The organism is Shewanella chilikensis (genome assembly GCF_002836945.1).
In the GTDB taxonomy this organism is placed as follows: Bacteria; Pseudomonadota; Gammaproteobacteria; order Enterobacterales; family Shewanellaceae; genus Shewanella; species Shewanella chilikensis.
Map to the genome: position 1 here is coordinate 1 of NZ_NIJM01000010.1, position 16256 is coordinate 16256.

The window sequence follows — 16256 nt, forward strand, 5'->3', positions numbered from 1 at the left end:
TTGTGCTTCTTGCAAAGGACTAGGGCCATTTGCGGCGAACCACGCCTTGCATCCAGGCCTGTAAGCCGACGCAGAGCACACATGGGACTTGTTCGCACCTTCCCGGAGTTTGCCGTACCCGGCAGGCGATACCGCAGCGGCGCCCATTGGTGGCCCCGGGCGAAAATAGAGGTATTGGCTTTGCGCATGACATTGGCGGTCTATCCGCAGCTATTCACTATCCACAGTTTCAGCTCAGATACCCAGGTTCCGGCCGAAGTACTCAGCCAGCCGCTGTTTTTTATTGCCAAAACCCGTGAGGAGCTTTCGGTAGTCGTCGATTGTAAACTGGAGCTCGATAGCCTGGAGCAGGAAGAAGACTGGCGTTGTCTTGAACTTTTAGGGCCACTTGGCTTTTCCATGACGGGTATCATGGCCAGAGTCTCGGCAACTCTCGCCGATGCCCATGTGAGTATTTTTACAGTTTCAACCTTCGATACCGACTATATACTGCTGAAGAAAGATAAGTTGGATACCGCCATTCGCGCCCTCAGAAAGCAGCAATATCAGGTTATTGAATATGGCAATTGACGGCTTGGTCGCCGGAGTATTGCAAAACGTCAGCCGTTACCGGATATTATTCAGTTAATTACATGAGTCAAAGAAGTCTATGTACGAAAAAACCGTCACTATTACCGCCAAACACGGGATCCATACCCGCCCTGCCGCACTGCTGGTAAAAGAGGCGAAACAGTACGATTGTGATGTGATGGTTGAGTGCCAGGGCAAACAAGCCAGTGCCAAGAGTCTGTTCAAGTTGCAGACACTGGGGCTCTATCAAGGCGTGTCTGTCAGAGTATTTGCCGAAGGTGAACAGGCTCGCGAAGCCGTTGAACGGGTGTCGGAACTGTTGATCACCTTAAGTTGAGAGGAACACAGATGCGCCTCGCCGGAATTGCAGTCTCATCGGGTATCGCCTTCGGAGAAGCGGTAGTCTACAACCCCTTTGACAACAGCATGGATTACCGCCTGCTGCCACTTGCCAAAATCCCTCAAGAGCTGAATAAGCTCACCCAGGCACTGCAGCGCTTGTGCCAGCAGTTACAAACCAGCCTGGATAAACTGACCGAAGATTCAGACAACTTCCAATTGGTGGAAGCCGATCTGCTACTACTGGAAGATACTGAACTTATTCAACAAATTCGCGAGTCCATCAGTGGGCTGCAGTTTTCAGCCACAGCAGCGGTAGAGCGGGTCTTTGCCCACCAGGCCAGTGAACTTGAAGCACTGGAAGACCCTTATCTTGCAAACCGGGCCCAGGACGTACGTTGCCTCGGCAGACGACTTATCAGTAGTATCAACGGCGCCGATGCCGATGGCCTGGATAAACTCAAACATGACTCCATCTTGTTGGCTCAGGATCTGACACCGGCGGAATTTGCCCTGCTGCCCCTTGAACATATCAAAGGCATCATACTGAAGACCGGTGGCCTCACCAGCCACACGGCTATCTTGGCCCGTGCCGCCGGCATCCCCGCCCTGCTTTCCTGCAACTATCAAACAGGCAATATCAATGCCGGCGATCAGCTCATTCTGGATGCCAACCAAGGTGCTTTATTTGTTCGCCCGGAGCAAACTGAAGTCACAGAGCTTAAGCAGAGATTTGAGCGCGAGCAGGCAAGACGCAGCGCACTGGAGCAATACCGGGACAGGCAGACCCAGACCCAGGACGGCAAACGCATAAGCCTAATGGCCAACGTGGGTAACCTCAATGAGATCTCCCGTTTGCCCCTGGTCGGCGCAGAAGGCATAGGCCTTTTTCGTACCGAATTCATGCTGATGGATGCCAGTTGTATTCCAGATGAAAAGGCTCAGTACAACCTCTATTGCGATGCTCTGCAGCTGCTCAACGGCCAGCCCTTCACCATACGTACACTGGATATAGGTGCTGACAAGGAACTGCCTTGCCTGGATCAGGCAATAGAAGACAATCCTGCGCTTGGCATGCGCGGCGTGCGCTACACCCTTAAACATCCTGAAATTCTGCAGACACAACTACGGGCCGTATTGCGCGCCGCCAATCATGGTCCGGTTCGGTTGATGCTGCCCATGGTTAATCAGGTTGAAGAGTTGGACGCCGTACTGGATATGCTGGAGCACTGTAAACAGCAGCTCAGCGAGGCCGAGAAAGGCTATGGCGACATCAGCCTTGGCATAGTGGTGGAAACCCCGGCCGCGGTTATGAACCTGCCAACACTACTGCCTAAGCTGGACTTTATCAGCATAGGTACCAATGACTTGACTCAGTATGCCATGGCGGCCGACAGAACCAACCCTGAATTGACCCGGGATTATCCCTCATTTTCTCCGGCGATCCTCAGGCTGATTGCCATGACAATAGCAGACGCCAAAGCCGCCGGCATCAGGGTCTCTTTGTGTGGAGAGCTGGCAGGCGATCCGCGTATTGCGCCAATACTGATGGGCATGGGGCTGGACGAGTTGTCAGTCAACCTGGGATCTGTGCTGGAAATCAAAGCGGCGCTGTGTGAGGGTAACTTCAGTCAATTTGCAAAGCAGGCCAAAAAAGCACTCGTCTGCACTCGATTGTCCGAATTGACATCCTTGATCTCCCTCTGTCATTAAAGCTATTAATTCAGTATGCTAAGCAAAAATCCCCTTCCCCAACCTGAACGTTGTCGAGGGACTGTTTAACCAGAAACCAAAAACAAAAAGGACAAAACAACCCATGGGATTTTTAAGCCGGATCCGCCGCATGGTATCGGGGCAGCCCAACATAGAAGGCGGTATTAAAGTTTATGCCCCTATCAGTGGCGATATTGTTGCCATTGAAAAAGTCCCGGATGTGGTCTTCGCCGAAAAGATTGTCGGTGATGGCATTGCGATAGAACCCAAAGGTAAATTTATGCTGGCGCCGATTGACGGCACTATAGGCAAAATTTTTGAAACTAACCATGCCTTCAGCATAGAGTCGCCCCAAGGGTTGGAGCTGTTTGTTCACTTCGGCGTTGGTACTATAGAACTTAGAGGAAAAGGCTTCAAACGCCTGGCCCAGGAAGGTCAGGATGTTAAAGCCGGCGAACCTATACTGGAGTTTGACCTCGACTTTCTCAAAGACCAGGTCAACAGTCTGCTCACTCCTGTTGTGCTGGCTAATATGGAAGATGTTAAGTATCTGGAAAAGCGCCAGGGTAGCGTCAACGCCGGCAAAGATGTGATATTCACGGTTCAGGTCTGAACTAAACCCCAATAATACTCAAATGCATTATTTGACATAGTGCATTTGAGTGCCGGTCAACGTCCCCTACCTTCTGGTTGCGGTTCATTAAAAAATCGCGGTTCCTGGAACAGATAATTCTCTCACTTACCAATATCGCATCAGCTTTTGTTAAAGCCGATAAAGCGATAACTTCGTTCCGGACGGCCGATAGCCCCGTAATTTTGATCAACAATCAACTCATCAATCGCCAGCATATATTCCAAATAACGCCGTGCAGTTGAACGACTCATGCCGACAAGAGCCCCCATTTGTTGTGCGGTATAACTTTGTTTCGGATGTTCAATAAACACGGAACGAATTTTATCTAGAGTCAAGGCATCCACACCTTTGGGTAGACGAACCGGTACTTGATTACTCGATTGCTTATTATCCCCCCCAAATAGAGTGTCAGCGATGGATTGGGTTACTTCTTCCGCTACCGAAAGACAGTGTTGACGAGCTTCAAAGCGAGCAAGTGCTTGATCTAAACGCTTTAACATTAAAGGTTTAACAAGAAAATCACATACTCCCAATTGCATGGCTTGTTCTAAAATGGTGACTTCCTTGGCTGCTGTAATCAACATCACATCACTTTTGAGTCCTTGCTTACGAACCTGTTGTAACAACTCAAGTCCAGAACCATCCGGCAGATAAATATCCAATAAAAGCAGATCAGGTTGTAATGCTTTTAACAAACCGGTCGCAACTTTTATGCTACCGGCACAACCCACAACTTGATACTGTCCCTGGCGTACGGTGTCTTGCGTTTGAGGAAACAGTAAATACTGAGCCAACAATTGTGAGACGGCAACTTCATCTTCAACAATGATTACTGAATACGCCATGAGAAGTTCCTTTAACATGTTTTTTCGGAATGTAAACGGTAATCCTTGCACCGCCTAAATCAGATTCTCCCAATTCCAATGTACCACCACAAGATTCCAAATGCGTTTTCACCAAATACAACCCTACCCCATGTTGTGCACCCGTTTTCGAACTGTATTGCGGTGTAAAAATGGCAGCTTTATCAGCACCTAGTCCTATACCGCTGTCCTCAACATCGAATATAATATTTTGCGCCGTTTCATCAATGGTAACTAACACACGAGGCAGCCGCAGGTGTTGTACCTGTTGCACCGCTTCAATCGCATTATCAATAAGATTGCCCAAAATAGACACCATGCGTTCCAGGAGTTCCTTGCGTTCAATACTGCATAACAAGCTATCATTATTCAGTTCCACACTGACATTCACCTCCCGGGCTTTGTGGTACTTCCCTAGTAATAATCCAGCGATAACAGGTTCTTGAATATGGGTCAATAAACTTTCAATCTGAGCCTGTGAACCTTGGCTCTCTTGACCAATAAGCTCAATCGCCTTATCCAACTCTCCCATTTGGATTAAAGCACCAATAGTGTTTAACTTATTTGAATAATCATGAGTTTGTACCCGCAATAACTCAGCAAATGCCTGTACCTTGGCCAATTGTTGCGATAAATACTCTAACTCATCAGCAGGTCGCATACTCAATAGCACACCATCATTGTAGCCGTGGGCTTGAAGTAAAAAACGTGATAAAACCAAACGTTTATCGGCAGCAAACAACTCGAAACCTAGAATACGGCGACTTGGATTTCGCAATAAAAACTCTGCATGTTCCGGCAATAAATCAGTTAAATGAAGACTTTGATGCTGGATACGCAACGGTTGTTCCAGGATTTCACAAGCCCGTTGATTTATTTTCCGAACATTCCCCTTTGGATCGAGTGCAATAATGCCGGAACGCACTGTATTCAAGATGGCTTCCTGCTCAGCAAATAGCCTTGCTATTTCATCTGGTTGCAACCCAAAAATGGCGTTTCGCACCCATCGACCAATAAATACGGCAGCAAAAATACTGAGTAACAATAACGAAATGCAGCCCCAGAACAATATACTACTACGCTCTAAAATCAATAATTCAACTGAGCCGGCCAAAAAACCTACAGATACCAAACCTAAGATCTCACCACTATCATCATAAACCGGTACCTTGCCACGAATAGATTCACCTAAACTCCCAATGGCCTCAGAAACATAATACTCGCCACGTAATCCAGCTTCTGAGTCTTCCCCAACCATACGTTGACCTATTCGCGTTGGTTCAGGATGCACCAAACGAATTTCTTCAGTATTGCCAATGACAATAAAATCAGCATTTACTTGCTGACGCAATTGTTCCATTTTAGCATTGAGCTCAGGGTGTTCATTCGCTTCCTTGTCAGCTTTTAAAGCCATAATCACATCCGGCCGAGACGCTATTGACAGAGCCAATGCTAACGCCTTCCCCCCCACTTCTTGATGAAAGTTTTGCGTGATCACATTATAAACCAATGCAAAAAAGAACAATGCTTGAAACACACAGACGCCAACAACCAAAATAATTAATCGGGTTTCCAATTTTTTTGGACGGCGAATCACTTTGAATGCGGACGCAGAGATTGCCTCTTGTTCTGAATTTCGCATGATATCCACCCTATAACTTGGCATCCTGACGAAGATAGTTACTCAAGAAACTTTTTAATGGAATAAGCAATACTAATATCGCAACAACACCTATAGCTAATGTAAGAGGTCGTTCCCATAAAAAGCTTATTGAACCATCAGAAATCATCACGGCACGTCGATAATTTCGCTCAATCATATCCCCTAAAATAAACCCGAGTAATAAAGGCGCCATAGGAAAACTCAACAACCGTAGAATAAGAGCTATAGCAGCAACACCCACCATCATAAATAAATCGAAGGTGTTGAACGTCACTAAATAAACTCCAATTAAGCTAAAAAATAAAATCATTACCGTTAACACTGCCCGCGGTAAGGTTAATGCTTTAGCAAAATAAGGAATCAAGGGTAAGTTCAAAATAAGTAAAACAATATTACCAAAATACATACTGATAATAACAGACCAAAACACCGCAGGGTTTTCTTGCATTAGTGTAGGACCAGGCTGAATACCATAAGCTATTAGCGCACCAAGCATAATCGCTGTGGTTCCTGAACCAGGTATCCCAAGTGTCAATAGAGGGACAAAGGAGCCGGTACAAGCTGCATTATTTGCAGATTCCGGTGCAGCCAAACCTCGCATTGAACCTTGTCCAAAGCGTTCCTGTAATGCTTTCGGGGCTAAATTACGCTCACAGGCGTACGCCATAAAACTTGCAATAGTTGCGCCAGCCCCCGGTAATACGCCGATTAGAAAACCCAATAAGGATGAACGCCCTACAGTAGGCGCAAGCTCCTTTACTTCCGCTTTACTCAGCTTGGTTGAACCGATTTTAGGTGTGCCCATGTCCAGTTCCCCGGGATTTTTTTGTTCCGGGCGAATGACATTAATCAAAGCTTCCGATAATGCGAAAGTCGCCATGGCAACTAATAGAAAGCTCACACCATCAAGCAAATCTGCTTGGCCAAAGGTAAAACGTTCAGTGCCTGAAGATGGATCTATACCTATAGTGGCTAACATTAATCCAAAGACTGTCATCATCATGGCTTTTAAAAATTGACCTTTATTAGAAAAGGCTGCAATCGCTGTTAACCCCAGGAACATCAACATCATATAATCCGCAGAATGAAAACTTAAACTCACTTCTGCCAATAAGGGGGCGGCGACCATCAACATTAACGCGCCAATGGTTCCACCAGTGAAAGACGCATAAGCCGCAATCGCCAAAGCTTTGCCTGCATGTCCTTGCTTTGCCATAGGATAACCATCAAAGGACGAGGCCACTGTACCGGCCACCCCGGGCGCATTGATTAAAATAGATGACGTTGAGCCTCCAAATATAGCGCCATAATAAACACCAGCCATCAAAATCATGCCGGAGTCAGCGCCTATGCTGTAGGTAATAGGGATCATCAGCGCGATCGCAGTCATGGGGCCTAAACCGGGTAACATGCCAATGAAGGTCCCCACAAAACAACCTATGATCACGTACATCAAGTTTTGCCAAGCAAAGGCGGTTGATAAGCCTGTTAAGATTCCATCTAGCATGATTTAACTCCAAAATTCACCGGGGGCAAGATAAACACCTAATAACTGGGTCATGATGATCCAAAAAATAATCACTACAGGGATTGATGCCAACAGTAGTATTTTTTTACGTCTTTCACCCATTAACCAAAAACCGACAAGTAAAAAAACTGTTGTTGCCAATACAAAACCCAGCGGTTCTAAAAGTCCGCTATAAAGCAACATAAGTACTATTAACAACAATGTTTGACGGATACTTTTCCAGCTTATGGTAGTTTTAATTTCCCGTTTTTTATTCACTGGCGCTTTCACTATTTCAGCTATCATTGCCAGTAAACAAATCACCATCCCTAATACCGTGTACAACTTTGGTAAGCTTGCTGAATTAACACTTTCGTACTCTTCAAATGGCATCAATGGGATCTGCCAAGCGTAAATGCCATAACAAACAAATAGCAGCAAAAATAATGTTGACCCTATGAGCTCTCGATTCATCATAGTCATCTCTCCTTTAACGATGGATAAAGCCCAACGCTTCCATTGCATCACGAAGCTGCTGTTCTTGTGCTTCAAGTACATCAACAAACGCATCCTGGCTGGTAAATAACGTGCGCCAGCCATTACGTTGACGTACGCTCTCCCATTCAGGTGTTGCCATTAAACGTTGAAACCTGTCACTGTATTCCTGCACTTTTGCCTGTGAGACATCTGGAGCAGCAAAAAAGCCACGCCAATTCACAAATTCCATGTCATAACCCAGTGTTTTCATAGTGGGGAGCTGTGGATATTCCACCAAAGGTTCATCAGCAGTGATCGCCAAGATCCTTACCTGTCCCGCACGCATCATATCGAGTGCTTCGCTTAACCCCGTCGATAAGAGATTTACTTCGCCGGACAACAAGCCCGCCTTGGCTTTTCCACCAGCATCATAAGGAATATACCTGAGCAGTCTGCCATCGATACCTGCCGCTTGAACTGCCTGTGCGGCAACTAAATGGTCCATAGACCCGCGGGCTGAGCCACCGGCGACTTTGATCGTTTTTGGATCTCCGCGTAAGGCTTCAATAACATCGTGCCAGCTTTGATAGGGAGAATCTGCACGCACTGCAAACGCCCCGTAGTCGGCAATAACGCTGGCAACTGGTGTCAAATCGCGATAGCTGTAAGGCAACTGCCCCGAAAGTGCTCGCAGCACTATCGGCGTAGAATTAACCATCAACATATCGCCTTTTTTCGTTCCCGACTCAATCAAATAAGCAATAGCGCGGCCACCTCCACCACCAGAAATATTCTGGAATGAGGTGTTGTCATGCAGTCCTGACTTCACCATGGCTTCGCCTACAGCTCTTGCTGTCGTATCCCAGCCCCCGCCTGGCCCTCCAGGAATAAGAAAGTGCGTTTCTGCGCGACTTTGAACACTACAAAGCATCAGGGCGTATGCCACTAAGGCGATCAACCGATAAGTTATCTTGATCATTGTCCTTCTCCTTTAACCTGGATTCGGCACAGGTGCGTCGCACCCGACACAAGGGGAAACCATGAACGCCATTTCCCGGGCGTAATCTTTAATTCCATCTGAGGGATGTTGAACGGGACTGCTTAATCGACTTGATAAGGTTTTCCGAACGAAAAATGTTCTCACCTTGGTTTTATGTCGTTGTGCCTTTGACACATTTTTCTGCCCCCATACAAGAAAGCAATCATTCGTGATTCGATATTCAGATAAACAACCACCGCCAGGGAACTTACAAGACTTTTGCCTATAGCCTTGCCATTTATCGCAACTAAATCCCTTGAATAGATACGCGCTCTGCAATCTGAACTGCTCAGAAGAATTGCAATCATGCTCCTGATAGAAAATGGGAAAATGTTTAAAATGTCTTTGTGTGCAACCAGGCTCCGCTCGCCAACTCGTTAAAAAGAGAAACCTGCGTTCTATATCACGTTTTAGCTGTCGAATGGCTAAACTGAGTAAGCTGGCGACCGGGGTAACGGCCCCTAATCCACCAACAAAGCTAATTGGCAAAATATCTGTTTGCGCTTTACAAGAAAGAGCATGGGATTCTGACTTAGTTATCGTCCCGGTTGCCCCCCGACAACTCAGGGCATTGATAAAAATAACCGTATTATTCATTGGCTAATTCCTATTCTGCGTCCGCATTCAATAAGGTTGCTGACGTACAGGACAGCCTAGTGTTAAATCAAGGTTAATATAAGATTGCGAAATTAATTTCCATAAAAACCTTTGACGAAATTTTATCCATTAAGCGCATGCTCAAAATGAACAAAACTAAGGAAGGTGCGACTAAGTCATCGTGGCACTCTCTTGATGTAAAGAGTGGCTTGCACAACAATTGGCGTTCAAGGCATCTGACTGAAGGCATACCTGGGCCTGTCGAAGTTGGATAACCCAGAGAGCCGGTTACTGTAAATTCCCCCATCAAAATAGCCCTTTTCATCGGTTTAGCCTTTGTTATACTCGCTGACAATTACGAACTATAAGCAATACAGAGAAACGGACTCGTCATGACAGATAGAATCTATGGGATTAAAAACTGCGACACGGTTAAGAAGGCACGAAAATGGTTGGAGGCCAAGGGCCAGCAAGTGACTTTTGTGGATTTTCGTGAGCAGGAACTATCACAAGACACTCTCAAGGCCTGGGTCGAGCGCATCGGCTGGGAGGCGGTGCTGAACAAACGCTCCACCAGTTTCCGTGCGCTGGATGACGCCGATAAGCAGGATATTGATAGTGCCAAGGCGATATCCCTGATGCTGGCCAATCCAACCCTTATCAAACGCCCTGTATTGACCCGGGGCCAAGATGTGATGACCGGTTTTAAAGAAGCCGACTACCAAGCGTGGTTCGGCCTATGAGTCAGCAGGTGCTTGAACTTGCCAAGGAGTTAATCTCCAGGGCATCTGTTACCCCTCTGGATGAAGGCTGTCAGGCATTGATGGCCGAGCGCCTTGCCAAACTGGGCTTTGCCAACGAGTCCATGGTATTTGAAGATACCACCAATCTCTGGTCTCGCCGCGGTACTGAAGGACCGGTATTTTGTTTTGCCGGCCATACAGATGTGGTACCGCCGGGGGACTTGACCAATTGGCATACTCCGCCCTTCGAGCCAGTGGTTATCGACGACTATCTTCACGGCCGCGGCGCCGCGGATATGAAAGGCTCGTTGGCGGCCATGGTGGTGGCCACCGAGCGTTTTGTGACCGCCCATCCGAACCATCAAGGCTCTATCGCTTTTCTGATCACAAGCGATGAAGAAGGCCCCTTTATCAACGGCACTACCCGGGTGATAGACACTCTGGAAGAGCGCAATGAAAAGATCACCTGGGCCTTGGTCGGTGAGCCATCCAGTACTCTCAAACTAGGCGATGTAGTCAAAAATGGTCGCCGCGGCAGCCTCACCGGCAATCTCGTCGTCAAGGGTATTCAAGGACATGTGGCCTACCCTCACCTGGCGGATAACCCAGTGCACAAGGCTGCGCCGGCGTTGGCCGAACTTGCCGCCATGCAGTGGGACAAAGGCAATGAGTTTTTCCCGCCGACCAGTTTTCAGATAGCCAATATCAACGGCGGCACAGGGGCATCCAACGTGATCCCGGGTGAGCTCAAGGTAATGTTCAACTTCCGTTACTCCACCGAAGTCACCGCCGAAGAGCTGATTAAGCGGGTCGAGAATATCCTCGATGCCCATGGACTGAATTATGAGCTTGGCTGGATCTTCAACGGCCTGCCATTTTTGACCGGCGATGGCCCGCTGCTTGAAGCGACCCGCCAAGCGATTAAAGAGGTAACAGGCTCAGAGACCGACCCGCAAACCTCGGGCGGCACTTCAGATGGGCGCTTTATTGCGCCTACCGGTGCTCAGGTAATAGAGCTGGGTCCGGTGAATGCCACTATTCACAAGGTTAATGAGTGCGTGAAAGTCGCGGATCTCGAGCTGTTGGCCCAGTGTTATCAGCGTATCCTGGAAAAACTCTTGTTGGAGTAAGTGATGGCAAAGAGCGATTTTCTCTATGGGCTGGAGACCGAAGAAGCGCCGCGAAGGACACTGGTTAATCTAAGCGGCAGTGAAAGCGGCTCAGGCGCTGAAGTTTGGCTGGAAGCCGAGACGGCAAAGGCCTTTCTCAAGATGCAGGCCGCCGCCGAGCAAGATGGCATCGCCCTGGCCATCTGTTCGGGTTATCGCAGCTTTGAGCGTCAACTCGCGATTTGGAATGCCAAAGCCTCAGGGAAGCGCCCTCTACTGGATAAAAACTCACTCCCGGTAGGTGACGTCGGCGCGCTCAGTGATGATGAGTTAGTGGCGCTTATTTTGCTTTGGTCGGCGCTGCCTGGCGCCTCTCGCCACCACTGGGGGACCGACATGGATCTATTCGACAGCGGCCAAATCAGCAAGCATGAACTCAAATTGGTTAATGCCGAGTATGAACCCCAGGGCCCTTGCTATAAGTTGAACCTGTGGCTGGACGAGCGCGCCCTGGATTTTGGCTTCTATCGCCCTTTTCAGCCAGGCCTCAGTGGCGTCAGCCCGGAGCGCTGGCACTTGAGTTTCCTGCCAAAGGCCAAAGGGTTTCTCGAAAAGTTTGATAGCGATCGTCTGCGGCAAATACTCGACCACAGTGACTTAGCACTCAAGCAAAGTTTGCTTAGGCGTTTGCCGGAACTGGTCGAGACTTATGTCAGGCGCGTTGCCCCCTATCCGGAAAGCTTCACATAAGTACCTTTGAAGTACGTTTGAATGAGCGAGTTTAAATAAACATCATGCGATTTCGCACCCGGATCCTAAGTCGGCAAACTTGAGGTATCCTTTGCTCCAAACAATAAATCCGGGATACCTTTCAACAATGACTGACTTCAATCAATATCGGCAGCAAATCGAACTCAGGGGCGAAACCCTCAGCTATCTGGATCTGGGCCAGGGCCCTGTGCTGCTGCTCGGCCACAGCTACCTTTGGGACGCCACCATGTGGCAACAGCAACTGCCTGTACTGGCGAAACACTACCGCTGCATAGTGCCGGATCTTTGGGGACATGGTCAGTCAGGCGCGATTCCAGCGCATACCGAGAGCCTGGCGGATATCGCCGCCGATATGTTGACCTTGATGGATAAACTCAATGTCGATGAATTCACTGTCATCGGCTTGTCGGTCGGTGCCATGTGGGGCGCCGAGCTGGTTCTGAAGGCGCCTTCAAGAGTCAAGGCGTTGGTGATGATGGGCAGCTTCCTCGGCTTTGAGCCCGAAGTTACCCGCAACAAATATATGGCCATGTTGGATGGCATCAGCCAATTGGGGCAAATTCCTGCGCCCATGGCAGAGCAGATAGCACCTATGTTTTTTGCCGTAACCACTGCAAGTTTACGGCCACAACTGCTGAGTGATTTCGCCAGCGCCCTGCAAAGTATTTCACCAGAGCGTATCCCTGATACCGTCGCCATGGGCAAACTGATTTTCAATCGCCGCGACGCCATGGAAGATGCCGATAACTTGACTCTACCCTGTTTAATCATGTCAGGAGTAGAAGACACGGCACGCACTGTGCTGGAATCCTTTTTGATGGTCGATGCCATAGATGGCGCCGAGATGATGCAGATACCGGCAGCCGGCCATATTTCTGTGTTGGAACAGGGCGATTTTATCAACCAAGCCCTGCTGACGTTTCTTGAAAAACATCACTGAAATCCGGCCGCGATGGATAGACCAGCGCGGCTTTATTTTCTGATACACTGCCGAAAATAAATCGGACCACTGTGTTCCCATAAGCTATTTTGTGAGCCTGAATGAAAATACTGAAACCGCTTTTTGAAAACAACCGCCGCTGGGCAGCCAGAATAAGCACTGAAAACCCAGAGTTTTTTGAGCAGTTGGCCAAACAGCAAAACCCCGAATATCTCTGGATAGGTTGTTCCGACAGCCGGGTTCCCTCCAACCAGATCATAGATCTGATGCCGGGAGAAGTATTTGTACATCGCAATATCGCCAACATGGTGATCCACACAGATCTCAACTGTTTGTCAGTTTTGCAATACGCGGTTGATGTGCTCAAGGTGAAGCATATCATGGTGGTGGGCCACTACGGCTGCGGCGGCGTCAAGGCCGCCATGGGTACCGACAGACTCGGGCTTATCGACAACTGGCTGGGACATCTCAGGGATATCTACCGCCTGCACCATCAGGAGCTGGAAACCCTCAATGAAAAACAACGGTTTGATCGCCTTTGTGAGCTCAATGTGATTGAGCAGGTCGCCAATGTCACCAGCAGCAACATAGTCCAGGAAGCCTGGGCCAAGGGACAAAATCTCTCAGTGCACGGCTGGATCTACGGAATAGACAATGGGCTTTTGACCGATCTTGACGTCACAGTGGATGGCGGACATCAAAGGGTGGAGTAATCCAAACAGACAAGGGGCGCAGCAGCGCCCCTTGCTTTATCGGTGAAATTTTACGCAGTTGGATTTTTTCCGAAAGAAAGCATCGCAGTATGTTGGCCACCCCGTTATAATTCTGCAGTTAACACGGGTGCTCAGTCATCCGGTCACCCGGCGCATTTCGCGTGACAGCCTTATGGCATAAGGCCTTTTCTGGCGTGACCCTCCCAGAGCACAACACTATCTAAGGAGACACCTTCCATGCCCGGTTTTGAATTGTTTGGTCCTGAAGAAAAACAGGAAGTAGCAGACGTCATGGAGAACGGATTCACCTTCCGTTACAACTTTGATGCCATGCGTAATGATCGCTGGAAAACCCGCGATATGGAGCAGCTCTTATGTGACAAGATGAATGTCAAGCATGCTCACCTGCTCTCCAGCGGTACTGCCGCCCTGCAAACCGCGCTGGCCGCCGCCGGTATCGGCGCCGGGGATGAAGTGATTGTTCCTCCTTTCACCTTTGTCGCTTCTGTTGAAGCAGTATTCATGGCCGGCGCCATTCCGGTATTTGCCGAAATCGATGAGACTCTGTGTCTGTCACCAGAAGGAATTGAAGCCGCCATTACCCCACGCACCAAGGCGGTAAACCTGGTACACATGTGCGGTTCCATGGCCAAGATGGACGAAATCAAAGCCATCTGTGAAAAACACAATCTGGTACTGCTGGAAGATGCCTGTCAGGCCATCGGCGGCAGCTACAAAGGTCAGGCTCTGGGCACCATAGGCGCTGTGGGTTGTTTCTCTTTCGACTCGGTTAAAACCATCACCTGTGGTGAAGGTGGCGCTGTGATCACCAATGATGAAACCATCTACAACCACGCCCACATGTTCTCTGACCACGGCCATGATCATATAGGTAATGACCGCGGCGCCGAGTCTCACCCTATTATGGGCCTCAACTTCCGTATCAGCGAAATGAACGCCGCTCTGGGTCTGGCTCAGCTGCGCAAACTGGACACCATAGTGGAGATCCAGCGTCGCAACAAAAAGCTTATCAAAGACGCCATGGCCGATATTGAAGAAGTTACTTTCCGCGAAATTCCCGATCCTGAAGGCGACAGCGCCGGTTTCCTCAGCTTTATGCTGCCAACCGAGCAGCGCACTCAGGAAGTCAGCAAGGCGCTCTCTGCCAACGGTGTCGATGGTTGCTTCTACTGGTATGTCAACAACTGGCACTACCTGAAGAACTGGCACCACATTCAGCAGCTCAAGAGCCCTGCTGCCCTGCCGATCACATTAATCGAAGATCGTCCGGATTATACTAAAGTTTCTGTGCCCAAATCTGACGCTATCATGAGCCGGACCATTTCCATGCTGATCAAGCTGTCCTGGACTGAAGAACAGATTGCCGAGCGCATTGCCAACATCAAGAAAGCATTTGCCCAATAACCTAAAGGGAGCTGGTTGCTATGAGTTTCAAGAATTTTAAAGTCGTCCCCAAAATGATCTTTGGTCGCGGTTCTTTTGTCCAACTGGATGAAGTGCTGGCCGCCGAGCGCAAAGAAGCCAACGACTTCGTGGTTTTCGTCGTGGATGACGTTCACAAAGGCAAGCCACTGGAAGGTCGTCTGCCACAGAAAGAACAAGATCTGGTGCTATGGGTCAATGTCGATGAAGAACCAACCACAGAGCAGGTTGACAGCCTTACCGAGCAGGTTCAGGCATTCAACAGCAAACTGCCTGTGAGCGTAGTCGGTCTGGGCGGCGGCGCCACCATGGATCTGGCCAAAGCCGTATCTTTGATGCTGACCAACCCAGGTGGTTCTGCCAAGTACCAAGGCTGGGATCTGATCAAGAACCCTGCAATTCACCACATAGGTATCCCTACCATTTCCGGTACAGGTGCCGAAGCCTCACGTACCGCGGTACTGTGCGGCCCTGAGCGTAAACTGGGTCTGAACTCTGACTACACAGTATTCGATCAGATCATCATGGACTCCGAGCTGATTGCCGGCGTACCCACTGACCAATGGTTCTACACAGGTATGGACTGCTACATCCACTGTGTTGAATCTCTGCAAGGTACCTTCCTGAACGAGTTCTCCCGCGCCTACGCCGAGAAGTCCATGGATATGTGCCGTGAAGTTTTCCTGGGTGATCACCCTGAGAAAGACGACAAGCTGATGATGGCCTCCTTCATGGGCGGTATGAGTATCGCCTATAGCCAGGTAGGTGCCTGCCATGCGGTTTCTTACGGTCTGTCTTATATCTTGGGTTATCACCACGGTATTGGTAACTGTATCGCCTTCGACGTACTGGAAGAATTCTACCCTGAAGGGGTTGAAGAATTCCGTGCCATGATGAAGAAGCACAACATCCAGTTGCCTAAAAATATCTGTAAAGACTTGCCGGACGAAACCATTGCCGCCATGGTTAAAGTCACCAAGAGCATGGGTCCTTTGTGGGCCAACGTCTATGGTGACAGCTGGCAGGAAAAAGTCACCGATGAGATGCTGACCAAGCTGTTCCGTCGTATCTAAGCCGGTAAATGACTGCTATGATTAGGGCTCTTTATGAGCCCTTTCTTCTTGAATACTAGGAA

General features: G+C 48.8%; 17 protein-coding genes. 11 read left to right on the top strand and 6 right to left on the bottom strand.

Annotated features, from left to right (window positions below; translation table 11 throughout):
* Window positions 1–180: 180 nt before the first annotated feature.
* From CX651_RS05240 to crr, 4 genes are all read left to right on the top strand, one after another.
* Window positions 181–570, top strand: a complete 390-nt coding sequence (locus CX651_RS05240) for an ACT domain-containing protein (RefSeq protein ID WP_025010258.1) — start codon at window positions 181–183, stop codon at window positions 568–570.
* A gap of 79 nt (window positions 571–649) precedes the next feature.
* On the top strand, window positions 650–907 hold the full coding sequence (locus tag CX651_RS05245) for an HPr family phosphocarrier protein (protein ID WP_028779985.1): 258 nt from the start codon (window positions 650–652) through the stop codon (window positions 905–907).
* An 11-nt stretch (window positions 908–918) separates the two neighbouring features.
* Entirely contained in the window at window positions 919–2622 is a 1704-nt protein-coding gene (gene ptsP, locus CX651_RS05250; protein ID WP_101054303.1) for a phosphoenolpyruvate--protein phosphotransferase, read from the top strand.
* 103 nt (window positions 2623–2725) lie between these two features.
* Window positions 2726–3235 (top strand): PTS glucose transporter subunit IIA, encoded by a 510-nt coding sequence (crr, locus tag CX651_RS05255; protein ID WP_101054306.1) that lies wholly within the window; start codon window positions 2726–2728, stop codon window positions 3233–3235.
* Window positions 3236–3375: 140 nt separating this feature from the next.
* Here the strand turns inward: crr and CX651_RS05260 are convergent, their stop codons facing one another.
* The 6 genes from CX651_RS05260 to CX651_RS19805 are packed head-to-tail and all read right to left on the bottom strand — an operon-like array spanning window position 3376 to window position 9402.
* On the bottom strand, window positions 3376–4101 hold the full coding sequence (locus CX651_RS05260; protein ID WP_101054309.1) for a response regulator: 726 nt from the start codon (window positions 4099–4101) through the stop codon (window positions 3376–3378).
* Window positions 4076–5761 carry an ATP-binding protein gene (locus CX651_RS05265; protein ID WP_101054565.1) on the bottom strand — a complete coding sequence of 562 codons (1686 nt, stop codon included), beginning with the start codon at window positions 5759–5761 and terminating at the stop codon, window positions 4076–4078. Before CX651_RS05265 ends, CX651_RS05260 begins: the two co-directional genes overlap by 26 nt.
* Window positions 5762–5771: 10 nt before the next feature.
* Window positions 5772–7289 carry a tripartite tricarboxylate transporter permease gene (locus CX651_RS05270; protein WP_101054312.1) on the bottom strand — a complete coding sequence of 506 codons (1518 nt, stop codon included), beginning with the start codon at window positions 7287–7289 and terminating at the stop codon, window positions 5772–5774.
* 3 nt (window positions 7290–7292) lie between these two features.
* Window positions 7293–7766: a tripartite tricarboxylate transporter TctB family protein gene (locus CX651_RS05275; protein ID WP_101054314.1), complete on the bottom strand. Its 474-nt coding sequence runs from the start codon at window positions 7764–7766 to the stop codon at window positions 7293–7295.
* Between the two features lie 13 nt (window positions 7767–7779).
* On the bottom strand, window positions 7780–8697 hold the full coding sequence (locus tag CX651_RS05280; RefSeq protein ID WP_229839767.1) for a tripartite tricarboxylate transporter substrate binding protein: 918 nt from the start codon (window positions 8695–8697) through the stop codon (window positions 7780–7782).
* Window positions 8698–8757: 60 nt separating this feature from the next.
* Window positions 8758–9402, bottom strand: coding sequence for a hypothetical protein (locus CX651_RS19805; protein WP_146225962.1), 645 nt, complete (start codon window positions 9400–9402; stop codon window positions 8758–8760).
* A gap of 392 nt (window positions 9403–9794) precedes the next feature.
* Here CX651_RS19805 and CX651_RS05285 point away from each other — a divergent pair, with 392 nt between their 5' ends.
* The 7 genes from CX651_RS05285 (at window position 9795) to kdnB (ending at window position 16194) form a co-directional block, all read left to right on the top strand.
* Entirely contained in the window at window positions 9795–10145 is a 351-nt protein-coding gene (locus CX651_RS05285) for an ArsC family reductase (protein ID WP_101054321.1), read from the top strand.
* Entirely contained in the window at window positions 10142–11275 is a 1134-nt protein-coding gene (gene dapE / locus CX651_RS05290) for a succinyl-diaminopimelate desuccinylase (protein ID WP_101054324.1), read from the top strand. The genes CX651_RS05285 and dapE overlap by 4 nt, the downstream gene beginning before the upstream one ends.
* 3 nt (window positions 11276–11278) lie before the next feature.
* Window positions 11279–12004, top strand: coding sequence for a M15 family metallopeptidase (locus CX651_RS05295; protein ID WP_101054327.1), 726 nt, complete (start codon window positions 11279–11281; stop codon window positions 12002–12004).
* A 127-nt stretch (window positions 12005–12131) separates the two neighbouring features.
* Window positions 12132–12965 carry an alpha/beta fold hydrolase gene (locus tag CX651_RS05300; RefSeq protein WP_101054329.1) on the top strand — a complete coding sequence of 278 codons (834 nt, stop codon included), beginning with the start codon at window positions 12132–12134 and terminating at the stop codon, window positions 12963–12965.
* Window positions 12966–13066: 101 nt separating this feature from the next.
* Window positions 13067–13678 carry a carbonate dehydratase gene (can, locus tag CX651_RS05305; RefSeq protein WP_101054332.1) on the top strand — a complete coding sequence of 204 codons (612 nt, stop codon included), beginning with the start codon at window positions 13067–13069 and terminating at the stop codon, window positions 13676–13678.
* 237 nt (window positions 13679–13915) lie between these two features.
* Complete coding sequence (gene kdnA, locus CX651_RS05310) at window positions 13916–15103, top strand: 8-amino-3,8-dideoxy-alpha-D-manno-octulosonate transaminase KdnA (protein ID WP_025890027.1); 1188 nt, start codon at window positions 13916–13918, stop codon at window positions 15101–15103.
* 20 nt (window positions 15104–15123) lie between these two features.
* On the top strand, window positions 15124–16194 hold the full coding sequence (kdnB, locus tag CX651_RS05315) for a 3-deoxy-alpha-D-manno-octulosonate 8-oxidase KdnB (protein ID WP_101054334.1): 1071 nt from the start codon (window positions 15124–15126) through the stop codon (window positions 16192–16194).
* The last annotated feature ends 62 nt before the right edge of the window (window positions 16195–16256 follow it).